Origin of the sequence: Paenibacillus sp. Soil787, assembly GCF_001429545.1 — a bacterium.
In the GTDB taxonomy this organism is placed as follows: domain Bacteria; phylum Bacillota; class Bacilli; order Paenibacillales; family NBRC-103111; genus Paenibacillus_E.
This window is the reverse complement of record NZ_LMSP01000002.1, coordinates 330,541-353,323: the sequence shown is the minus strand read 5'-3', so window position 1 is coordinate 353,323 and position 22,783 is coordinate 330,541. Positions and strand designations below refer to the sequence as shown.

Here is a 22,783-nt window from a genome sequence, read left to right as displayed (position 1 = left end):
CACCTCACTTTCTTTTTCGCTGTGAACTATATTTCATTCGTACACTCTCTGCTATGACTGCAAGCATGATAATAGCTCCTAGGAAACTTTGTTCAAAATAAACATTGGCACCTAGCATAATTAATCCGTTATTAATCAGTGCAATCATTAAAGAACTTGCAAATAGTCCAATTGCGCTTATAGCTCCACCATTTAGAGCAGTCCCTCCAATAACAGCGACAGCAAATGAAATGATCATCCAATCACTTCCCGTCGCCGGTGTTGCTGATCCCATTCTTGAGATCCACAGCACACCTGCAATAGCAGCAAAAATACCTGACAATATATTGCCGATCATTATTATTTTATCCGTGTTAATTCCCGAATAGCGTGCGGCTACCAAATTCCCGCCAGTCGCAAGAATTTGCCTTCCAATCACAGTGTATTTAAACACATACCACAAAATAACTAATGTAAGAATCATAAGCCAGAATAAATAAGGTAATCCAAGGAAGCCTTCTCTGCCAATAAAAGTAAACCCCTTAGGAATTTTTGTATAAGGAAATCCTTTTGATATTCCAAAAACAAGACCCGTATAAATAAATGAAGTCGCGAGCGTCACTACAAAGGAATTCAACTTCAATCGAATAATGACAAACCCATTAATAAAACCAGCTGCGGCTCCAACGATTATTGCTAATAGAACGGCAACCCAACTGGGTAATCCCAATGTATGCATCGCATATCCTGCAGTAACAACGGATAGCCCTCCAATCGCCCCCAAGGATAAATTCATGCCGCCTATGACTAACACAATGGCCTGACCTAACGCAACGAATAAAAACAAGGATGTGGTTCTAAACACGTTAAACAAATTATAAGAAGATAAGAAACTGGAAGATCCAATTGCAAATACGATAAATAGGATGAATGAAGCCAGGATCACACTTGTATCGCTTCGTTTAAGGATTGATAATAGAAATCCATTTCTTGGATTACTTGACTTGGATTCCATAATGACATCTGAATTGTTAATCATTCATTTTACCTCCAGTTCGATTTAAGCAGCATGTTTCATGTATGATCTATACATAGATTAACGTGACTGGTCTCAATTGTTAATAGAATTTTCCACGGTGATGGTCTAAAATTCCACTTCTTAAAGAAACAAAAAACTGCCTTCCTCAAAGAGAGAAAAGCAGCGGTTAAATCCTATTCTCATTTCGTTTCATTCATCATTTTCGTGATTTCCTTCGCCGCAGCATCTAAGCCTTCCTGCGGGGACATATTACCTATGATTATCTTTTGTAGATACGGATATAAAATATTTGAAAGCGGAATCCACTGTTTAATACGCGGAGGTGTACGGAAATCCTCTTTTAAAGCTATATTTAAGGTATTGTAGAAATTTTGCTTTCGCCCATCGCCTGATTTTGCGGCGCTTAACACTTGTTCCCATACCGATATACGCACAGGAGTTGCACCCAGTCTTGATTCGTTCGTCATATTTTCAGTACTAGTCAAAAACTTAATAAGCGCTGCTGCAGCCTGTTTATTTTTGCTTACTTTCGTTATCGCGAAACCGTGAGCGCCGCCCCATCCCGGATGAATTCCGCTTGGTCCTGCTGGTGCGCGAATAACGTCAAACTTATCTGCAACTTTTGAACTTCTCGGATCATCGAGTATCGAATACCACCCAGGCCACTCTGAATAAATGGCAATTTTTCCGTTCGCAAAGTTATTTCCCACTTCATCCCATAGGAAGTTCATCACCCCTTTTGGCATCGCGCCCGCTACATACAGATCCCTTAAATATTGGGCTGCTTTTAATCCGCCTATTTGATTTAAAACAACATTCTTATTATCGTCAAAGAAATCGCCGCCAAATGCCTGAGTAAGTTCCATGAACCGGCCTGTGATCGCTTCTTCTTTACCCGCAAATTGTGTACCGTATAAACCATACCCCCGTTTCGAGAAAAAAATCGAAATGTCCCTCAACTGATCCAACGTTTGGGGAGGTGCTAAATCGTATTTATAGATCGCTTTGAATTTACTTTTATTGGATTCGTTATTAAACTGATCCGTCCGATAATAATACACACTGATGTCTGCCAATCGAGGAATCAAGTATAATATCTCGTCTATTTTCCCAGCATTAAGAATGGAAGGAGTGAAGTCTTGGAGCTCATCTGTTGTAAACAAATTATTCAATGGTTCTAATGAATCAGCATACTGTAAATAAGTATTTGAATGGGTAGATATGACATCATAGTTAACCTTATTTGCTGCTAAATCTCTATTTATTTTCTTGTCCACATCGAAATTATTGCCTTTAAATACGATCTCAACCTTAGCGCCTGTCTCCTGCTCAAATTTAGGAATGGTCTCATACAATGTTTCATAAGTACTACCACCGATTAAGACCGCCTTTAGTCTAACGCCTGAAAAAGGCTTTTTACCCGGAGCAGCATGATTGGCCATTTCCACCGTGTTTGGGTCGAGTTGGCTTCCAAATTGCCTATCACTTCTCAAGGTGAGCAAATGAACGGTTAGGAGAACAAACACGAGGATTACCCGCATTTTATACACTTGGATCTCACGCTACCTTTCTCCGAATGTAAAAAGAAGTTTTTCATTCTCATCCGTAAACATATTGGCTTGTGTGATGATTTCGGAACCCGTGTCGATTTGTGAATCGATTTTCGACTTGTTTAATAATTGAACGGATGACTTTACGGCTAAATAGCCCATATTGAAAGGTTTCTGCACAACGAGAGCCTGGATATACCCTTCTTCGAGTGAATTAATTTCTTGAGCCGAGCTATCAAATCCGATAAGCTTCACGTCTCGGTTCAAGCCGATTTCTTTGACTGCCCTTGCAGCGCCTTGAGTAGCTGTTTCATTCAAGGCAATTATTCCTTCAATTGAATCGCCTTCGCTAAGCAGATTTTTTGTAATTTCGTAAGCCTTCTCCTCTTCTCCGTCACAAAAAAGAGTGTACTTTATCTGGAAATCTGGATACTCCGCAAGCTTCTGCCTTATCCCCCGTTCCCTTTCAAAAAAAGTCGTGGAGCCTTTATTAATATTAATAATAGCAACTCGTGACGAAGATGGAAGTAATCGAACCGCTTCGGCCGCTGCTTTTTCTCCAGCTGCCATATTGTCAGTGGCAATGACACTTGGGTACAGTTTTCCTTTTACGGAGGAATCAATTGTGATAAGCTCTATGCCTGCTTTCTTTATTTTTTCCGCGATTGGAGTCATCTTATCAGCATCGATCGGCGCCAAAATAATGACTTGGGGCTGAGGTCCATAATCAACAATGTTATCCAATATATTCATTTGACCATTCACATCGCTTTCCGCACGCGGACCTACGATTTCGATTTCTACCCCGAATTCCTTGGCGGCAACTTTTGCTCCTGCAGCTAATGCCTGCCAAAATTCCAGGTTACGATCGCTTGATTTTGTCACAATAACGATCTTGGACTTCATCTCATGCGCTTGTTGCGAAATGAACTTGTACACCATAGCGAATAGTGCACCGACCAGCAGAACGACCATTAACATGATAACCATTCTTTTCATTATTGTATCGCCTTCCCTAATCGATAATGGGGATGCAAACGGTAACTTCAGTGCCTACTCCCGGAACACTCTTAAAATTTAGCCCAAAAGGCTCGCCAAAATATAGCCGTAGTCTTTCGTTTACATTTGTAACCCCTACTCCATTGTCATCGAGGCTATTGTTTTGAATCAAAATTTGTTCCAGCTGCTCTTCTTCCATCCCTACGCCGTTATCTATCACTTTCAGTAAGATACGATCGGTCAATTTTTCTCCGATGACTTGAATCGTCCCCGTACCGGCATTGTTTTTGATGCCATGGTAAATGCAATTTTCAACAAGCGGTTGTAAAATTAGTCTTAGCGTCTTGCAATGCAGAATACGGCCGTCAATATGAATTTGAAAATCCAGTTTCGACTTGTAACGTATTTTCTGGATCGTCAAATAATTCGTGATATGCTCAATCTCCACTTGTATCGGTATTAATTCGCTACCTTTACCTATACTGGCCCGGAACAAATTACCCAAAGCCAAAGTCATCTCAACAACTTCTTCCATTTTCTTTCTTTCAGCCATCCATACAATTGAACCTAGTGTATTGTAAAGAAAATGTGGATTAATTTGAGCTTGAAGTGCTTTCAACTCAGATTTACGTTTAAACTCCTGCTCTACGACAATTTGATTCATAAGTTCTCGTATTTTACTAATCATGATATTAAAACGTTGGCTCAATTTTCCAATCTCATTCGCCGACCTAATATCTGATCTGATATCGAAGTTCCCTTTTTCAATATCCCGCATATACGATTCGAGCCTCTTCACCGGACTTGACAATCTACGCGATATGATCAATGCAAAAACTAAGCCTATCAAGAGACAAAAAACTCCCCAGAAAACAAACGACAGTTTCATCTCATCCTTATTACTCACAAGTTCATTCAAATAAGCGACACCGACGATCATCCATCCATAGCCTGATTTTTGGATTGTATACATCCGGCTGTCATTGCCTTCATTCGTTATAAAGTTTCCGTTATCGGAATGAAGAACTCGTTCGATCATTTCCGATTTTAAATTGCTATAGAGGATCTGCTGCTGGGGATGGTAAATAATCTTGCCCGCTTCATCAACAATAAAAATATAGCCGCTTTTACCAATATGAATGTCACTGCAAATATCGTTTATAACATCAAAGTCCAAATCTATCGAAAAAACACCAAGGCTCTTTTGGTTATTGGCACTCCGAATTTCACGGCTAAAGGAGATTACCCAACGGTATTCGTTACGGAATATATTTTGAATGTGCGGGGGAGAGATGGAAACCAGTCCCTGGGCTTCCTTTGCTTTTATAAACCAAGATTGTTTGCTAATATTCAAACTAGGCTTCAAATCTGCATCTGCCCGATCCGATACATAGTAAGTGCCATTTTCACCAAGAAGCATGATCGATGTAAAATCTTTACGCGAGCTTAGGATCGAATGAAAATAATCTCCAATCCGCATTCTCAATTCGTTATCGCTGATTAGTTTATTATTACTTGAAGATTGGATGTATTCCCTAACATCAGCATTGTTAAGCGCCATCACAGAAATATATTCCATACTGGCAATATAGGAGTTAATACTTTTGTTTACTTGGTTAATGATTTCCGTAGTAGAGTCCTGAGATTTCTTTTTTACTGCATCAGCAGACAAATGATAAGAAATAAAACTCAAAATTAAAGTTGTTAATAATATTAGACAAGAGATCGCAGCGGCAATACTCGATTGAATTCGTTTAAACGCGAACCAACGCAATGTTTAATCCTCCTCGACCTCATGCTGAGGATCGCTTCTGGTTTTCTCACGATATTCCGTCGGAGAAACGCCGGCCTTTTTCTTGAATATTAAGCTGAAATAATGAGGGTCTTTATAACCTGTTTCGTGAGCGATTTCATATGTTTTTAAATCTGTACGTTTTAACAATTCCATGGCCTTCTCAACACGGATGCGAGTGACATATTCAATAAAGGTTTCACCCGTATGTGCTTTGAACACCGTGCCGAAATAGCTCGGACTTATATGAACATGCCGGCAAACGTCGTTTAAAGAAATCATTTCATTGGAGAAATTTTCTTTGATGTAGCTTTCGGCCATGACCATTTTCGACATCGAAATATTGTTTCGTTGACTGCAGATAACTCCGACCGCTTGTTTGCAAATCTTCTTTAACCATAGTTCAATCTCATCTAAAGTCTTGAATGAATACATTTCAGCCAACGGGTTGAGCGGATCTTCAAAAATGATCGTTTCATCAAAACCGATCACTGCTTCCACGAGCGACAAGCAAATCTTGTGAATATAAAAATAACACCTTTGCATAGGAATAAACGATTGCTTTAAATTTCGGATACATTCTTCAATCGCTGCGTTAACCTCTTTGCCCGTTCCCGTCTTTATAGCCAATATCAGCTTTTTTTCCCACTCGGGGTATATTTCAATTCGTGTTCGATTGTTTACTTCCAGATCGGCAAGAGTGATCACATTATTTTTTCCCAGTAAAAAACGGTAATCTAGTGCTGCAATGGCTTTTTGAAACGAATTAACAATTCCTTGCGGGGAGCTGCTAGGGTCTCCTATACCAATGGTTACGGTAAATTTTAAGAACTTCTCTATACATTGCCGGGTTTCCTCAGAAAGGCTTTGAGCCAATTCATACACATGCGTCTTGTCTTCACTAGAAAGTATCACCACGACCTTGTCGAAGCGGTTGCGAAAGACAATTCCGCCTTTATCCCCGCCCATAGTTTCTTCTACAATATTATAAACGGCGAAATACATCAGTTCCTTTTCGGTCACTGTTTGCGACATGCTTCGCTCTCCAAAGTCATCTACATCGATTACGACCGCTACACAGCATGCACCAATAAGCCGGATGTTAAAGAAATCCAGCTTCTCCGTTAATTCTTCTATTTTCGTATACGAAGTAACCATGTTTTCTAGAAACCGTTCCTTTAGAAGCGGCAAACTTTGATTTAATTGCAGTTTTAGCTTATTCAAGTCCTCTTTCTGTCTATACTCTTCATCCATCTCCAGCTTCACTTTATCCAGAACACTGCGCAGTTGTTTGGATGAAAACGGTTTCAATAAGTAATCGTAAACCCTCAATTTGATTGCCTGCTGCGAGTATTCAAAATCGTCATATCCAGTCAACATAATCACTTTGGTAAATGGATACTTGTTCGCAATATGACGAGTTAGCTCAATCCCGTCCATAAAAGGCATACAAATATCGGTCAGCACCAGATCAGGTATCTGATTTTCGAATGCTTCCAAAGCTTCATTCCCATTTTCAAAGCCGCCTAAGAATTCGAATCCATGATCCTTCCATTGAATAAGATCTTCAATTCCTTCTCTTACTTCCTCTTCGTCATCAATAATGGCAATTTTGTACATGATTCCTCCGGTGACTGTTTTGCCTTTATCATATCATAGCTTTATTCCGATTTGTGGCCTAATCTATATGAAACACTTCCTCCATCGACGCCCACCATTCTCCTTCCGCAGCGGAATCAAGCGGTTCCTGGCACGGATCTGTTAGTTTCCACCACGCTTGCGTCTTAGGGTCAGCAGCCATATTAGCCATGTCTTCCTCAAAGTCTTGTCCCGTGTACTCCAAGTAACTAAATAGTAATCCATCTCTGAAGAAGATGGAGTAATTTTGAACATGACATTCTCTCAACTTATTTAGTACCTCAGGCCATACTGCCGCGTGCAAAGCTTTATATTCGGCTATTTTATCCTTCTTCACTTTAATGACCCATCCGTGTCTTTTCATGCTCATCCCTCATTTATTAGAATATAAAATAGTTTGGTAAAAAAATAAAGGACAGAACGATTATTACCTACGTCTGCCCCGTTTGAAAACGATTATTTTACCCGATACTTTTCAAAATACTGCGGTATCACTTCTGTCGAAGCACCTGGCATTTGCGGGAGGACATAGAAGCCATTCTTCACCGTTGCGGGTTCAACAAATATATCGCGAATCCAAGGAATATATTCTAACATAATGGCATTTTGCGTTGCTCCAACAAGGTGCTGATGGATTTGTCCCATATCTCCGACATGCGGAACAACGGGTAAATCGTATGCTGCCGCAAGACTTGCAACCTGCAGCCATTCGGTGATGCCTCCAACGCGGGTGCAATCAACTTGCACATACTCTACGGCTCCGGCATGAATATAATCACGGAAAGCGTATTTATTGTACACATGCTCGCCTAAAGCAATCGGTACATTTAATTCATCCGCTAATTTTTTATGCCCCATAACGTCATCAGGATTCAGCGGCTCTTCCAACCAGAATAAATCGAACTCTTCTAACTTTTTCCCCCAAGTCATAGCGGTATTGATATTCCATTGTTGGTTAACATCAATCATTAAAATAATATCACTGCCTATGACTTCTCTTACTGCTTTAACGCGATCATAATCTTCTTTGGTGTTCGGCTTTCCGACCTTCATTTTGACCCCTGTAAAGCCTTCCTCAACATAGGAACTAATATCTTTAAGCAATCTTTCCTGAGACCAGTTTAACCAGCCGCCGTTTGTATTGTATGCTTTAATTCCTTTGGACTTATGTCCGCCAAGATATTGCCAAAGCGGCTTATTGGACGCCTTCGACATGATATCCCACAACGCAATATCAACAGCTGCAAGTGCCATATGCGTAATACCCGCGCGCCCGATCCAATGCATGCTGCCAAACCGGAGCTCATCCCATGTTTCCTTTACCATAAACGGATCTTTACCTAAAAGAACAGGCGCATAATAACCATCAATCGTATCTGTGATCATCTTATCTCCGTTAGCGCATGTACCTGTATAGCCATAGCCAACAATGCCCTCATCCGTGAAAATTCTAACACCTGGCAATCCCCAATGCGTAGGTGAATTAATCGCATCCGTAATCGGGGGATTTAATGGAACGTGCAGAATAAAACTTTCTACCTTTGTAATTTTCATCTTATTAGCTCCTTTAATTTATTATCCATTTTGTATTGTGTATCATATATCGTGTATGATTATAAGAATAGATTAATCTTATTCCCGTATACTGTCAACATAAATAATCGACTTTTAGTAGCCTAGCGATGCCCCGCCATCTACAGGAAGCGCTACGCCGGTAATAAAAACAGACGCATCGCTTGCAAGATACAGGGCAGCTTTGGCAACTTCTTCCGTTGTTGCGCATCTCCCTATTGGGTGCATGTCGATCAGCTGTTGGATTGTTCCAGCCGGATCCGGCTGCTGCCCGATCCACTCTTCTAACAACGGCGTCATAACGCCCGCAGGACAAATACAATTCACTCGTACGCCGTCCTTCGCGTAATCAAGCGCTAATGCTTTCGTCATCGCAATAACGGCGCCTTTCGTTGCCGAATAAACCGGGTTCTGCCGCTGGCCCATTAATCCGTTTAATGAAGCCATGTTCACGATGTTACCGCGGTTTTTCCTGATTTCAGGTATACAATATTTAATCATTAAATAGACGCTTTTCAAGTTAATATCCAAAACACGCGTCCATTCCTCACTGGTTATATCTTCCAACTCTTTGGGTAAAACAACCGCTGCATTATTGAATAAAATATCTATGGAACCAAATGTGGTGACAGTCTGCTGCACAAGCAGCTTGACTTGCTGCTCCGATGAGACGTCTGTTTTTACAGCTATTGCGCTGCCACATGACGGATTCATCAAATGAATTTCGTTGGCCACACGGTTTGCTTCAGCTTCATTCCAGTCTGCAATGATCACCTTCGCGCCAAAACTCGCAAATAGTTTGGCTGTCGCTTCACCGATTCCAGAAGCCCCGCCCGTAATGATCGCCACTTTTCCCTGTAATTGCATCCTATTAACCTCACTCCTCACTTTGAATATATCATGTATGATGTGATGTTTTCAAATTGTAAAACCTGCTTGCATTCTGCCCGAAAATATCGTCCATATCGTCACTCGTTAATGTATCCGGTAAATTATGAAGCAAAATATCAATGACCTGCGAATAGTTGGCTCCCAATAAGCACACGGGCCAGTCGCTGCCAAACATCACTCTTTTCTTTCCAAAGAATTTCAAGGCATGATGAATATAAAAACTAAAATCAGATTCCTTCCAATTAAAAAGGTCCGCTTCGGTTACCATACCAGATAATTTGCAGAATACATTCGGATATGCCGCAACCTCAGAAATCAATTGCTGCCAAGGTTCTTTCTCTTGTTTGGCAATTTGCGGTTTTCCGATGTGATCGATGACTGCTTTCAAATCGGGGATCTGTTCGAGCAACTTTACGATCACAGGCAGCTGGCTTGCTCTGATTAGCAAATCTACAGGGAAATCATGCCTCGTTAAAAACTTCAAATGATCAATAACATTTGGACGCAGCAAAAACTCAGACGCATCAATGTCCTGCAGCATGATTCGAACCCCGATAAAATAAGGATTTTTACGCAATGCAGCAAACGATTCTCGGAACGTATCTGCCTCAAAATCCAGCCATCCGACTACGCCCGCCAAAGTTTCATCTTGTTCGCAAAGGCTTAACAGGAATTCTGTCTCCTCCAGGGTTGGCGCAGCTTGAACAACGATCGTCTTATTAATTCCGTGTTGATGTAACTGCTCGGTCAAATCGCCAGGTAAAAAATCTCTGTAAAGAACCGTAAGCTCTGGTGTAAGCCATCCATAATCGTTTCGGGAAAGCTTCCAATAGTGCTGATGCGCATCAATTCTCATATCTAATCCCCTCCTATTCAATGATTGCAGCATAGACTTTACCAGGGTCATGAATCTTTATGGACTGAACCAAACTTAATATATCATGTATGATAAATGTTAAATGCTTTATCGGGAAATGTCAATCTTAACTGTACCTAACTTAACTGTACCTAACTAAGAAAATGGATATTAGGCATCTGTACAGACAAATGGTGATTCACCTACATAACATGTTTAAGAATGATAAACACCTAATTTAAAGGGAGTGGAATGAAACGATGGGTATGCAACAATCTGAAGTTAGCGGGTCAACGAGACAACCTCTGCCTCCTCCGCCTGCATATATCCCTCCAAAACCTTATGGTACCTACATGATCGACTGTGTGCATCAGTACACCTATGTATGGCTGCTGAATGGCGACAGTTTCTGGTTTTTTCCGATTCGCGTAGAGTCCTTCGGAACATCAGGTTTTAGATGGACGGGATCATTCTGGATGTTTTTCGGCATAGATTCAAGGTCAATTGATACGGTAGCGTGTCCCCCGATTCCTACCCTTTACTAAAAATAACCAAACAATAGGTCCGCCTAGACTGTTCATCCTTCTTAAGGTGAATTGACTAAACGGACCCCTCTTAGTGACCACCTCGCCATTGTATCTGTAGAAATGCACCTAATTAATCTCCGAAATTCCTATTAAGATGACAGGCAGAACTATCATAATGTGTTATATTAGAGGTACTACTTATAAACAGGTGACACAATGACGATACTCCTTATCTTGCTCATGATTGCAGCCATTACACTCTTTATTGCCAAAGCGCGTAACCCTTCCGCTTATTGGATGGGGCTTGTGCTAGTCGGATGGTTTCTTAGCATGTCCGGATTGATTTTGTTTATTGCCAAGTTCGGCGGATTCTATTACAGAGTAAATATTGTATTGTTTTTCAACGACACGATCCGCAATATGCTGTTGAATGCTCCTATCAAAATCGAGGGAATTAGCCGTATGCTTACAGTTGGGCGGTCTCTTTTTATTTTTAGCTTAATCAGACTGTCGATATCCTTAATGTCTTACAAAAAGGCAAAGCGCATGTGGAAGGTATATGCGTTAACTCTTTTGCCTGCACTAGCCAATCTGATTTTCTATGATCCCATTATCTACAAATGGGCTCTGTCAGTCATGGATCGCAACAATACCTATATCGTTGGTTGGGTAACAAGGGGATGGCTTGTTCTATCTGCCGGCGCAGCCGTATCTATCATGATTTGGAAATATCAACGCGTAACGATTCCATGGTTAAAAAGACAAAGCCAGTTTATAATCTTCGGCGTGCTCTCGCTTGTTCTGTTTTATTTTTACCTTGGCTTCATGGGTCCTTTACAGGTCTTCGACGTTCGCACCTTCTATGTGCTGTATTCGGATTTCTCAAATTTCAACCCGCCTTTAACCCTGTTTGAGTGGTATATAAGCATTAGCTTTACAGGTATTTTATCTGTTATCAGCATATTCTCCATTTGGCGTTATACGGAAATTGAGAAGAAAATGGGCAATGAGGACCTAATACTGGAGCGAAAACTAAATACCGCTAATATGGGCGCTCAAGTGTTCACACATGCCGTGAAAAATCAACTGCTCATGATTCAGCTCCTCATCAAGCAAGCTAATCAAAGTGTCGCGGGTGGAACTGCCGATGTTCAAAAGATGGAGACGGCGCTGAGTAAAGCGGACGTCATTGTGAACCAAACGCTCGGAAGACTCGATCAGTTGTACAAGTCATTTAAAACAAGCCATCTTCAATTGAGGCCCCAATCCGTGCAAAAGCTTATCGCTCATACGCTGGGAAGGATGTCCTCATTACCTTCTAACATCATCATTGAGCGTACAGGACCTGAAACTGAACCCATGATCCTAGCTGATTTTGAACATATGTCAGAAGTGATTTACAATCTGCTGATCAATGCGGTTGAAGCTATTGCATCCGACACTGCAGGCGTTATTCAGCTCTGCGTTTATGAAGAAGATAATTGGGTGATCATCAAAATTTCGGATAACGGTCCGGGTATTCCTGATCATCTGCAGGATAAGATTTTCGATCCTTTTTATACAAGTAAAAATACAAATAAAAATTGGGGCGTCGGTTTATCGTATGTGAAGCATATCGTGCTTGGACATTACGGACGCATTCATCTTGACAGCAAATCCGGAAAGGGCAGCACCTTCCAAGTTATTATGCCGCTATATGTGTTGAAACTAGAGGCTAAGAAAGGTTGATGGACATGATAGCACCCATTCGTATTATCGTTGCTGAAGATTTGGATGTTCTGAGGGAGCATTTCTGTGAGTTGATAGATCTAGAAGATGATTTGAAGGTAGTTGGACAAGCCTCTAGCGGCAAAGAAGTGCTGAAGCTTATAGCCGAGCTGGGAGCACCCGAGCTGATTCTTATGGATATCGAGATGGAAATGAGACATGACGGGATCATCACCGCACAAAAAGTGCTTGAGCTTCATCCGCAAACACGAATCGTGTTCCTTACGGTGCATGAAGATGATGAAACAGTATTCAGCGCTTTCGAAACAGGTGCTGTCGATTACGTGCTGAAGACAAGCTCCAGCGAAGCCATTATTCAAAGCATTCGTTCAGCTCATGCGGGAAATGTACAAGTTCGCCCTGAGTTTGCCTATAAAATCAAAAATGAGTTCTCTAGGATCCGCCGCACGCAGGAATCGTTGTTGAATTCGACGTTGATTCTTTCACAGATGACCCCCTCGGAGCTAGTTATTCTAGATCTACTTCTCAAAGATATGAAAATAACGGAAATCGCAAAGGAACGGCAAGTCGAATTATCCACCATCAAATCGCAAATTAATGTGATTTTGAAAAAGTTCAACAAGAAGAGAACCAAAGAAGTGACTACCCTGCTTCGGGAACTGAATGTAACGCCATTTATACAAAAAGCAAGAGGAGGACTATGAGTCCTCCTCTTACTTTTTGGCTTAGCAATTATTTCATAATATGTTCACGCTTAATTCGACCAGGCTGCAATTACTGCATTCGCATCAGTAGTCAGAACTTGCTCCGCATTATTAGAAATGTTACCTTGCTCCATATACCCCATATGCTTAAGTAAATCCTGCATATGTTTAATTGCCTGATCCTTATGACCTTTGGCGGACTGATCTAGAGCTTGAGTCAAGCTGTTTGATAGCTGATCTCGTAGCGAGCCGCTAATTTCGCCGCTTGCAGAGAATGCCGCAAACAATAGCTGCATGGAAGTGCCGCTTGTCGTTACAGATATGTTCGTCATCTGTTGACTCGTGTTCCCTGCTTGATCCAGGGCGGAAACTTGAATGAAATGAGTGCCGAGCTGACCTGCCCAATTCAACGCCGTTCCAGACTCATACGGCTTTCCATCCACCGTTATGGATTGAGAAGCGATGCCGGATAAGTTATCTGCGCTTTGTAAAGCAAGCGTTACTGTCTGACTATCCTCGAATACCGCACCCTCCGTCAGTGGATTTCCGTTCGCCGATACAGTGAACATCGGTGAAGTTGTATCCGACTTGACGGAAATAGATTTGACAGCCTCTACATTTCCAGCTTTATCTGCCGAGCGATATTGCACTTGATAAATTCCATCGCTGAGCAGGAGCGGAGCCGTATAAGGCACGAATCCATTCGTCGATTGACCGTACACACTCTGAATGACAGTCAATGAATATTCAGTAGACGCTACACCGGTATGATCGTCTTGAGCTTGAAGCGATACTGTCACGTCTGAAGTAAACCAGTCTTCAGAGCCTTTCACTCCGTCCAAAGCAGCTTCAGTTAAAGGGGGAGTAATATCAGGCTTTTCAATTACTTCAACACCGACAATATTAGAGATTGCTGTGAGACCGAAATTAGTATTTCTTACAACACAGTAGTAGTATGTAGTACCTGCATTTGTTGTAAGAGGTGTGAGTGCTGCATTTGTGGCATTACTTATCAGCGTTCCGCCAGTTGTTGATGAGCTAGTATTGGAATACCATTGGTACGTAATTACACCCGAAGTTGTAGTTGCCCCTATAGTTAGAGGGTTTGCTTCATCACCTACATCGTATGTGGCACCTACAGGTTGAGTTGTAATATTAAGTTCTTCATCGGTTACATTGACTGTCACGGTTGAGTTTACTACTCCGCCTTTATAGTCATCCACCTTAACTACAAAGCTGTCCGCTCCTGATGAACTGGTATTAGCCGTATAGGACCAAACCCCATTTGCCTGTAAGGTAACCGTTCCTTTTATCGGTTGGGTTAATACACTATAGACCAATATATCCCCATCTATGTCACTTCCTACTACTTTGCCAGTAACGGGCACGCCAGGATTTGCGTTGACACTATAGTCACTGACTGCAGGAGCCGTATTTGGATTTATGGTCATGTTTACTGTGGTCTGTGCTACCGCTGCTCCAGTACCTTGGTCTACATCAATCATAAAGCTATCGGTTCCAGTAAACCCTGGCTTAGGATTGTAAACCCACGTACCATCGTTATTTACAAGCACTTTTCCATTTGTAGTAGAAACCGTACCAACTTCATTTTTTGTTCCTCGAGCGACTGTTGCGAAGGTGATCGCCGGATATTCAGCCTGTGCCCCCGTTGGTACTACTTTACCTGAAACCGGTGTGTTCATGGTAGTAGTTGCACTGTAACTTGATGGTATTGTTGCAGGAACGAGTTGAGGAAGAACTTTGAAATTAACGGTATAGGTGGACACAGAACTATCCAGTGCTGTTACCTGTACAGTTGCTGTTCCTGGCAAAGCCGCAGCCTGAGTGATAACCACATTTGAAGCAGCCACTTTTGGTGTTGCTGTAACCGTAGGAATTGTAGTCGTTCCAGCCGGCAACTTCACATCATACGTTTTCTGCCCCCCAGTGAAATAATCAACAGAAACGGCTGTTCCATTATTAAACATAAGGGCGCTTAAGCTTGAATCAGGTGAAGCATAAGCAGGTACAGCGAGAGATGTTGAGAAATTATTAATCTGAACATCATCATAATATCCTGTTGGTGTACCCAAGTATGAGCTTGATGCGTTATCTCCCAATTGAATCGTGTCAAATTTCGCATACCCTGAAACAGTACCTATCTTGTTGTTGTCTAAATAGATGTCTACTGAGCTATTGGACGTGTAGTCAACCATCACTTTATGCCAACCCGTTTTTCTCGAAATCGTTGTCGCAGCGGTTTGAGCGGTACTGGTTGTAACTGAATAAAAGTTATTACTGATACTGCTATTGATGCCCACTCCGATCAGACCGATTGGATTTGTAGAATCATAGACCAACGCTTGTTGGTTAAGTCCTGATAACCCTGTATCGTAGAACCAAAGTGATGCAACCCCATTGATTGGTTGAGGCAGTTTACTTGAAATCGCATCATTGCCCTCATTAACAACAAAGCTGTTTCCACCGTTCATTTTTAGTGCCGTATCGGTTGAAGGTGTTCCAGCTACAGGTGTCCATTTGCCAAAACCTGCTTCAAAATCTTCAAAAAATGGTGCTGGCTCGGTTCCTGAAGGCACAGTTGCAAGAGCTGTAATTTCAGCAGCACTCAATGCTCTTTCAAAGATCCTCGTTTCGTCCATTTTTCCTTTGAAGCTTGTAGAGGTAGAAGATGGATTTTCAGCACCAAGCGTTTTTCTAGGGCCGGGAAATGCAGCTAATGGAGCCGTTGTACCCGTAGTACTTACAATACCCTGTGACCCTACAGCTAACGTATCAGCTAATGTTCCGTTTACATATAGTTTTGTACCTGTGGATGTACCAACGAAAGCAAGATGTGTCCATGTGCCTACAGGTATTCCACTATAATTGCTAAACTGGAAATCTTTTTTCACTCCATTAGCATCGAGTCCAGAAATTCCAACTTTTTTACTGTTATTATACTGCTCACTCTTAATAACGGCACCATCGCCAGCGACCAGAACTACAGTCAGAGCAGAATATGCTGTTATATTCTCCCTATAAACCCATTGAGCAACAGTCCAATCATTGCCTTTAGGTATATCGGATTTACCTATATTGACATAATTTCCTTTGGTACCGTCAAAGGATAACGCATTTCCAAATGCTGGACTTAAATCATTGGGATCCGTTTTAATGGATCCTGATGGCGTTACGCCTGTCGCTACGGATATTGTTGCGTTGTTACCGTTGATAACGTCTTCAAGTGTAGAACTTGATGTTTTTTCATTCATATTATAATAAGAATTTGCATTGCCTGACGATACGGGTACCTTGACATCGAATACGGATGGATCAGGGAAGAATCCTATTCCTTGGTATGTCATTCTTGTCGTATTGGCTAGCAGTCTTGCCTTATAATCGTTCCAGCCTACTGATCCGCTGGTACCTCTAGGAGACCAACCTATTTCCGCATAACCAGGGAGTCTTGGATAGAAAAGCATGTCTAAGCCTTGGGGTGTGCCTACGGTTTCAGCCCAAAGAGCACATTCTACTCCTAGGATCTGGTCGTCGCTGGTTGCCCCAATCAGATTACGAGGATCATCATAATACGCATTCTCTGTAGGCAGGACATTAGGCCAAGTAGTACCGGTGCCTCTACCTATCGGCATATTGCCAGTCATTCTCTTGGATAGATAGGAGTAGTTCTGATTGGATACGATTACCTTCTTGCCTTGGTTAAAGGCATTACCAGGAACGGCAGGTTTATCCAAGTTATGCCAATACTGCATGACATCGGTAAGATGATAAGTTGAATTAATAGCATCTGCTGAATCCCAGCCAATTACTTTTTTGTTGTACTTAACACCGAGAGATGTCAGATAATCAATAAACCAGTTACGGTCAGCTAATGTTGTCGAAGCTGCTTCGTCCGTCCCCATATGAATATAAGGGGATGGGGAGATGGCCGTTACTTCTGCGAATAAGTTATCCAAAAATGCCATCGTGGCTGGGTCTCCGGCTGTCAATGAGTCGAATCCGACCCCATTACCGGTATATGGATTCGACGGAAGGTTTTTCCCAGTATTTCCTGACTGAGTGCTGGGTTGTCCATTTGGATTTACAAAGCCATATGTGGACAAAAGCGCATTTGAATGGGAGGGTACATCAAATTCAGGAATAATCTGCATATATCGTGCCTGTGCGTAGGCTATGATATCTTTAAACTCATCTTGTGTATAATAACCTGTGATTGCTCCTGCAGGGCCAGTAGCTGCTTTATAATAGGCAGCGCTGCCTTTGGTTAATCCACCAAAGTCATTGGTAGCATAGAAATCGTCAATGACTTGAGAACCGCCGATTTTGGCAAGCTGTGGATAATTCTTCAATTCCAAACGCCAACCCTGATCATCGCTCAGATGGAGGTGCAGCGTATTCATCTTATACTGGGCAGCATTGTTGACTTGACGTTTGACTTCATCAACAGTCATGAAATGTCTGGCATCATCGATCATGAAACCACGATATCCAAATCTTGGGATATCGCTAATCGTCGCACAAGGTATACTCCACGTCACACCATTAGCCAAAGAGTTTTTTTCAAAGTCAGCTGGAAGCATTTGTCTGATGGAGTCCATGCCATAAAACAAACCTGCCGGTTTGTTCGCTGCTACTGTAATGCTGTCTGCAGCTACTTCAAGATTATAACCCTCGGTGCCCAATGCAGAGTTGTCGCCACCTGTTGTTGTAAAGTAAATATAGTTTGTTCCAGTAGGTGCCGATTGTGAAATGCTTAACGTATAACCTGCTGCTTTGGCAAATTTGTTCTTCAGATAAGCCCCCACATTGTCAGCAATTTCTTGGGTTTCTGCGGCATCTTTGCCTTGTATGTAGATCTTAGTGCTAGCCGTTACGGTGAAAGAACCGGTTCTACCTGTAAAGCTTGCAGGTTTCGGAATAATTGGCGGCATCGCATTCACCGTGTCAGCCATAATCACCTTTGCAGGTGACACCATTACTCCGCTAAATGCCATTGTAACCGCGACTGCAGTTGATACCAGCTTATTCAAATTCAATATCCTTTTTTTCATAAGTTCCTCCTCTTCTTTTTCACTTAACAAATTTTAAGGCTGCATTGCTTTAATGGCAGGTTCTGTTGTCATAAACTTCTCTGAAGGAACTGTACTTTGCACCTTGCCGGTATCAACGAACAGCTTTTGCAAGTTATCAAACCATTTTTTAGCTGTTCCATCTTTAAACACTTCCGCTTGCTTCTTGCTGTCAATCCAATCGATGGAGGCTAACTCTTGCTTCAGGCTGTCTTCAGGCACTTGCGTATACGACGCCGTCAACTTGACAGCTTCATCCAGATGGCTAATTTTGTAATCCGTCGTTTTGTTCATCGCTTTCATAAATCGTTCAGCAAGCTCAGGCTTCTCTTTCAGGAATTTCGGACTAGCGACCCAACTAGACGGGAAGCTGTAATCTGGGTAAAAACTGCTGTTATCGCCTAGCTTCACGATGTTTTCTTTTCCTACTTGCTTCTCGATTTCCACCGTATATGGTGACCAAATTGCAACGGCATCTACTTTGCCTGCCACGTAAGCGGACACAGCTCCTGCCACATCCATGTTCACCATATTTACATCGCTTGGCTTTAAACCTCCTTTCTCAAGACCAAGGTTAAGGACCATCTCGCCGGAAGTTCCTTTCGGAACGCCTACAGTCTTACCTTTCAGATCCTTCCACTCTTGGATGCCGGATTTTTTCGTTGCAAGAACCATATCGGCCTTTCCGAGAGAGACCAGACCAACAATATTGCCTTGACCTTGAGCGGATAAGAACGTAGCGCCGGGACCGATATAAGCGATGTCGATATCACCTGACGCCATAGCTTGAAACTCAGGTGGACCGCTTAGGAATTTAACCGCATTCAATTTAATGCCTTGTTCTTTGAAAAATCCTTTATCCTCACCTAACGCAACCGGAGCAGCGCCTCCCATATTCGGCATATACGCGAAATTAATCGTCTCCATCTTCAATTCAGCCTTTGGTGTCGGCGTGCTGACAGCTGAAGTGGCCGGTGCCGCAGGTGTCTGTGTGGCGTTACCGGCGTTCGTAGGACTGCTGCCTGAGCCGCACGCACTTAGAAGAATAGTCACACTGAATAATGCAGAAGTAACCGTAAGTTTGGAAAGAGATTTAAATTGAGCAACCATGGATAAAGACCTCCCAAATGTATGTTAGTTATACTAGCTTTCGCCTATGGATCTTTACTTTGAAACTTCAAGATATTCACGGTATACTTTGGACCAAATTTCATTTTTAATACTTATGAATCGTGGATCCAGCTTGGTTGACTGATCTCGAGGGTAAGGAATATCGATATCAATAATTTCTTTAATTCTGCCTGGTCTTGCACTCATGATAATAACGCGTTGGGCCAAAATCACTGCTTCCTCCACATCGTGCGTAATGAAGAAGCAAGTTTTTTTCTCTTTCTGCCATGTCTTCAGCAGTTCCTCCTGCAGCTGTGCTCTAGTCTGAGCATCCAAGGCGCCGAATGGTTCATCCATCAACAGAACTTCAGGCTGAACGGCATATGCTCTCGCAATTGCTACACGCTGCTTCATACCGCCAGAAAGTTCCTTTGGGTAAGCATTTGCGAAATCTTTAAGACCGACGAGCTCCAAGTAATACTCGGCCTTCTCTTTGCGCTCCTGCTTACTCAGTCCTCTAAGCTTTAAGCCGAATTCGACGTTCTTTTGAACGGTTTTCCATGGAAACAACGCGTACTGCTGAAACACAACACCGCGATCCTTGCCTGGGCCCTTCACTTCGATACCATCGACCTTGACCGAGCCGGAGGTGGACGGCTCTAGACCGCCAATAATGTTCAGCAGCGTCGTTTTGCCGCAGCCACTGGGTCCGACGACGCTGACAAACTCGTTTTGCATAATCGTAAGATCCGTATTTTGCAAGGCTACCGTATCTCCGTTACGACCTTTGTAGACCTTGGAAAGTTCTCGAATCTCAATTTTAGCGGCCGCATTCCCACGATGTACCTGTAAATCACTTATTATCCTTGCCTGAGCTCCTGCCATCCTGTCAGCTTCCTTTCTAAGAAGAGTACGAATTTATCCATACTTAATCCGATGAGGCCAATGACCATAATGCCGAGAATAACGACATCCATTCGGAAGTATAAGCTTGCTTCCATAATCATATTGCCTAAACCTTTGCTTGCGCCTGTGAGCTCAGCAGCTACTAATGTCGTCCAAGCCGCGGCAAGGCCAAGCCTGACTCCGACAAGAATATAGGGAAACGATGCCGGAACAATGACTTCAAGAAAAATGTGCTTATCCGTCGCACCCAGAACTCTTGCTGCACGAATGAGCGTCGGATCGACGTTACGAACCCCCTGAAAGATCGAGATGACCATTACGAGGAACGTCGCCACAAAAATAACACTGATCTTTGCGGATTCCCCTACGCCTTGAGAAACGATAACGAGGGGGATTAAAGCGATAGGCGGAATCGTGCGGAAAAATTGGATCCAAGGATCAACAATCGCACGGACAAATGCGTACCATGCCATTAGGAAAGCGGCTGGAATCGCGACAATTAATCCGAGTGAAAAGCCGCCAAGGACGCGAAGCAGACTTGCCCATATATTAGACAACATACGTCCGCTTTCAATTTCGACTAGCAGTGTTTTTACAACTCTAAGTGGGCTCGTGATAATCGCTCCAACCGCAGGTATGGCAGAAAGCAGGTACCATACTACAATTCCGATAACGATGGAAATAACGGTCAAAAGCCAGCTTGGAAATCTTTTCATAGAACATCCTCCTTCTTGATCCGATTAGAAATCATTAGCCGTCATATGCAGGCTGCAGTGCCTCTCTCTGGTATTTTCGTTTGATGTTGTTTGCTGCTTCATTCCAACCTGCCTGCTCCAATCTGCGCACCCAGTCTTCCGCTTTCAAATATTTCCACGGGCCTGTTTCCAGTACTTTCTGCATCGGGTCTACCTTATAGTCCGGTCTGCGTGCCTGTTCATGCAGCCATGTGGAAAGACGGTGATCCATTTCTTTCACAACGTCTGGGTAATCGCTCGCCAAATTGACAGTTTGATTCGGATCATTGACCATGTCGTATAAAATGACTTCATCAAAATGCAAGTATAAGCCAGGATGGTAGGTTCGGATGAAATACCATTTCTCATCCCGCACTGCGCGTTGGCACACATATAGTGCATGATCCATAACCAAGTAATCACGGCCGTTCCAATGTTCGCCCTTGAGCGCCGGAAGGAACGATTTGCCGTCCCAGCCGGATGGAACTTTAAGTCCAACCAGATCCGTAATCGTGGCAATCACATCTACGTTGTAGACAAAGCCGTCTACCACTTGCCCCGGTTGGGTAACACCGGGCACTCGGATGATGAGCGGTATATGATGGACGGCTTCGGTTGCGCTTGGGTGCTCGACATAAATGCCTTGCTCGCCCATCGACTCTGCATGATCCGCGCTGATAATGAAACAGACTTCATCTTCAATGCCCAGCTCCTGAAGTGTGTTCAGCAGCTCGCCAACATGTTTATCCATATAGCTGATTCCACCGTCATAACCATCGATAAGATGCTTGAAATCCGAGCGGTTCGTAATTTGCCCAGGCATTGTAGCTGGGTATTTATTGCCCCAATGCAAGAATGACGCAGATCGAGGGAAGCTATGATGCTGTTGATTTGCAATCTCAGCCTCGTCCGGGAAAGGCTTCACTGGTTCATCCTTAAACTGCTCCATATATGCGATTGGATACGTATAGAAAGCGTGCGGGTCCCAGTATTGGATGTGCAGGAAATAGTTATCTTCCTTCCCGTGCTGCTTCAGCCACGGAATTACGGAAGCATTTACTTCATCAGCGTTCTCGTTCCCTTCCTTTAGCGTGTGTGTGTGTACTTCGTTCCATCCTGCAAAGTACCACCAGGCATGGTGCCGATCTCCGAACGTGGAGAAGGTGACTGTTTTGTAACCAGCGTTGCGTAAATGTCTACTGAAAAACGGAACTTCCTCGCTGTGCCCGTCTCCTTCCGGATACTGAAACTCTCCGCCAGGTCCCCAGTGCGTCAAGGCACCATGGTTAATGCCGAACCGGCCAGACATGAAGCTTGCCCTGGATGGCACGCAAGGGGAGGATGCTGTATAGCAGCTATTAAAGATCATCCCGCTAGAAGCAATCTTATCGATATTCGGCGTCGTCTTCCTGTTATAGCCATAACAACTCATATGGTCAGGACGAAGCGAATCGATATCTAAATAGATAATTCTCATGGAAGACCTCCTGCTGCAACATAATTGAATTAGTTGATTTAACTTTATTGTATTTATAATTTTAGGTCTTAATAAGGTTGAACTTTTTTCAACCTATTTCCATTCTACATGTCAATTCTCAGCTCGGACTAGCAAAGGGAAATAACCGCCTTCAACACAAGCCGAGGCGGTTATCGGAGTTATAAAAAGGAGAA

At 42.8% G+C, this 22,783-nt stretch carries 17 protein-coding genes; 3 read left to right on the top strand and 14 right to left on the bottom strand.

Annotation, left to right across the window (positions count from 1 at the left end):
* Positions 1 to 4: 4 nt before the first annotated feature.
* From ASG93_RS06085 to ASG93_RS06045, 9 genes are all read right to left on the bottom strand, one after another.
* Positions 5 to 1,018, bottom strand: a complete 1,014-nt coding sequence (locus ASG93_RS06085; RefSeq protein ID WP_082614725.1) for an ABC transporter permease — start codon at positions 1,016 to 1,018, stop codon at positions 5 to 7.
* A 179-nt stretch (positions 1,019 to 1,197) separates the two neighbouring features.
* Complete coding sequence (locus ASG93_RS06080) at positions 1,198 to 2,559, bottom strand: ABC transporter substrate-binding protein (RefSeq protein WP_056829861.1); 1,362 nt, start codon at positions 2,557 to 2,559, stop codon at positions 1,198 to 1,200.
* A 21-nt stretch (positions 2,560 to 2,580) separates the two neighbouring features.
* Positions 2,581 to 3,567: a substrate-binding domain-containing protein gene (locus ASG93_RS06075; protein WP_056829859.1), complete on the bottom strand. Its 987-nt coding sequence runs from the start codon at positions 3,565 to 3,567 to the stop codon at positions 2,581 to 2,583.
* A gap of 16 nt (positions 3,568 to 3,583) precedes the next feature.
* Entirely contained in the window at positions 3,584 to 5,341 is a 1,758-nt protein-coding gene (locus tag ASG93_RS06070) for a sensor histidine kinase (RefSeq protein WP_056829857.1), read from the bottom strand.
* A 3-nt stretch (positions 5,342 to 5,344) separates the two neighbouring features.
* Positions 5,345 to 6,979 (bottom strand): response regulator, encoded by a 1,635-nt coding sequence (locus ASG93_RS06065; protein ID WP_056829855.1) that lies wholly within the window; start codon positions 6,977 to 6,979, stop codon positions 5,345 to 5,347.
* A gap of 58 nt (positions 6,980 to 7,037) precedes the next feature.
* On the bottom strand, positions 7,038 to 7,361 hold the full coding sequence (locus ASG93_RS06060; RefSeq protein ID WP_056829853.1) for an L-rhamnose mutarotase: 324 nt from the start codon (positions 7,359 to 7,361) through the stop codon (positions 7,038 to 7,040).
* Between the two features lie 92 nt (positions 7,362 to 7,453).
* Entirely contained in the window at positions 7,454 to 8,551 is a 1,098-nt protein-coding gene (locus ASG93_RS06055; RefSeq protein WP_056829851.1) for a mandelate racemase/muconate lactonizing enzyme family protein, read from the bottom strand.
* A 114-nt stretch (positions 8,552 to 8,665) separates the two neighbouring features.
* Entirely contained in the window at positions 8,666 to 9,436 is a 771-nt protein-coding gene (locus ASG93_RS06050) for an SDR family NAD(P)-dependent oxidoreductase (RefSeq protein ID WP_056829849.1), read from the bottom strand.
* 31 nt (positions 9,437 to 9,467) lie between these two features.
* Positions 9,468 to 10,316, bottom strand: a complete 849-nt coding sequence (locus ASG93_RS06045) for an amidohydrolase family protein (RefSeq protein ID WP_056829847.1) — start codon at positions 10,314 to 10,316, stop codon at positions 9,468 to 9,470.
* A gap of 260 nt (positions 10,317 to 10,576) precedes the next feature.
* Here ASG93_RS06045 and ASG93_RS06040 point away from each other — a divergent pair, with 260 nt between their 5' ends.
* The 3 genes from ASG93_RS06040 to ASG93_RS06030 all read left to right on the top strand — a co-directional run bounded on the left by ASG93_RS06040 (position 10,577) and on the right by ASG93_RS06030 (position 13,275).
* Complete coding sequence (locus ASG93_RS06040) at positions 10,577 to 10,861, top strand: transporter (protein ID WP_082614724.1); 285 nt, start codon at positions 10,577 to 10,579, stop codon at positions 10,859 to 10,861.
* A 198-nt stretch (positions 10,862 to 11,059) separates the two neighbouring features.
* The gene (locus ASG93_RS06035) at positions 11,060 to 12,571 is read left to right on the top strand and encodes a sensor histidine kinase (protein ID WP_056829845.1); all 1,512 of its coding nucleotides are present in this window, start codon (positions 11,060 to 11,062) and stop codon (positions 12,569 to 12,571) included.
* 5 nt (positions 12,572 to 12,576) lie between these two features.
* Entirely contained in the window at positions 12,577 to 13,275 is a 699-nt protein-coding gene (locus ASG93_RS06030; protein ID WP_063891786.1) for a response regulator transcription factor, read from the top strand.
* 50 nt (positions 13,276 to 13,325) lie between these two features.
* Here ASG93_RS06030 and ASG93_RS06025 read toward each other — a convergent pair whose 3' ends face one another.
* Genes ASG93_RS06025 through ASG93_RS06005 form a run of 5 tightly spaced genes read right to left on the bottom strand, consistent with a single transcriptional unit; the run spans position 13,326 to position 22,589 of the window.
* On the bottom strand, positions 13,326 to 18,344 hold the full coding sequence (locus ASG93_RS06025; RefSeq protein ID WP_056829841.1) for a family 20 glycosylhydrolase: 5,019 nt from the start codon (positions 18,342 to 18,344) through the stop codon (positions 13,326 to 13,328).
* 33 nt (positions 18,345 to 18,377) lie between these two features.
* On the bottom strand, positions 18,378 to 19,472 hold the full coding sequence (locus tag ASG93_RS06020) for an ABC transporter substrate-binding protein (protein WP_056829840.1): 1,095 nt from the start codon (positions 19,470 to 19,472) through the stop codon (positions 18,378 to 18,380).
* A 54-nt stretch (positions 19,473 to 19,526) separates the two neighbouring features.
* Positions 19,527 to 20,357 carry an ABC transporter ATP-binding protein gene (locus ASG93_RS06015; RefSeq protein ID WP_082614723.1) on the bottom strand — a complete coding sequence of 277 codons (831 nt, stop codon included), beginning with the start codon at positions 20,355 to 20,357 and terminating at the stop codon, positions 19,527 to 19,529.
* The gene (locus tag ASG93_RS06010) at positions 20,333 to 21,094 is read right to left on the bottom strand and encodes an ABC transporter permease (protein ID WP_056829838.1); all 762 of its coding nucleotides are present in this window, start codon (positions 21,092 to 21,094) and stop codon (positions 20,333 to 20,335) included. The genes ASG93_RS06015 and ASG93_RS06010 overlap by 25 nt, the downstream gene beginning before the upstream one ends.
* Before the next feature lie 34 nt (positions 21,095 to 21,128).
* Entirely contained in the window at positions 21,129 to 22,589 is a 1,461-nt protein-coding gene (locus ASG93_RS06005) for a sulfatase (protein ID WP_056829836.1), read from the bottom strand.
* Positions 22,590 to 22,783 lie beyond the last annotated feature (194 nt).

Excerpts from the sequence above, each read along its gene's own strand:
- ASG93_RS06050 (WP_056829849.1), bottom strand. The coding sequence starts at position 9,436 with ATGCAATTACAGGGAAAAGTGGCGATCATTACGGGCGGGGCTTCTGGA.
- ASG93_RS06020 (WP_056829840.1), bottom strand. The coding sequence starts at position 19,472 with ATGGTTGCTCAATTTAAATCTCTTTCCAAACTTACGGTTACTTCTGCA.
- ASG93_RS06085 (WP_082614725.1), bottom strand. The coding sequence starts at position 1,018 with ATGATTAACAATTCAGATGTCATTATGGAATCCAAGTCAAGTAATCCA.
- ASG93_RS06040 (WP_082614724.1), top strand. The coding sequence starts at position 10,577 with ATGGGTATGCAACAATCTGAAGTTAGCGGGTCAACGAGACAACCTCTG.
- ASG93_RS06045 (WP_056829847.1), bottom strand. The coding sequence starts at position 10,316 with ATGAGAATTGATGCGCATCAGCACTATTGGAAGCTTTCCCGAAACGAT.
- ASG93_RS06080 (WP_056829861.1), bottom strand. The coding sequence starts at position 2,559 with ATGCGGGTAATCCTCGTGTTTGTTCTCCTAACCGTTCATTTGCTCACC.
- ASG93_RS06025 (WP_056829841.1), bottom strand. The coding sequence starts at position 18,344 with ATGAAAAAAAGGATATTGAATTTGAATAAGCTGGTATCAACTGCAGTC.
- ASG93_RS06065 (WP_056829855.1), bottom strand. The coding sequence starts at position 6,979 with ATGTACAAAATTGCCATTATTGATGACGAAGAGGAAGTAAGAGAAGGA.
- ASG93_RS06005 (WP_056829836.1), bottom strand. The coding sequence starts at position 22,589 with ATGAGAATTATCTATTTAGATATCGATTCGCTTCGTCCTGACCATATG.
- ASG93_RS06055 (WP_056829851.1), bottom strand. The coding sequence starts at position 8,551 with ATGAAAATTACAAAGGTAGAAAGTTTTATTCTGCACGTTCCATTAAAT.
- ASG93_RS06075 (WP_056829859.1), bottom strand. The coding sequence starts at position 3,567 with ATGAAAAGAATGGTTATCATGTTAATGGTCGTTCTGCTGGTCGGTGCA.
- ASG93_RS06010 (WP_056829838.1), bottom strand. The coding sequence starts at position 21,094 with ATGAAAAGATTTCCAAGCTGGCTTTTGACCGTTATTTCCATCGTTATC.
- ASG93_RS06030 (WP_063891786.1), top strand. The coding sequence starts at position 12,577 with ATGATAGCACCCATTCGTATTATCGTTGCTGAAGATTTGGATGTTCTG.
- ASG93_RS06060 (WP_056829853.1), bottom strand. The coding sequence starts at position 7,361 with ATGAAAAGACACGGATGGGTCATTAAAGTGAAGAAGGATAAAATAGCC.
- ASG93_RS06035 (WP_056829845.1), top strand. The coding sequence starts at position 11,060 with ATGACGATACTCCTTATCTTGCTCATGATTGCAGCCATTACACTCTTT.
- ASG93_RS06015 (WP_082614723.1), bottom strand. The coding sequence starts at position 20,357 with ATGGCAGGAGCTCAGGCAAGGATAATAAGTGATTTACAGGTACATCGT.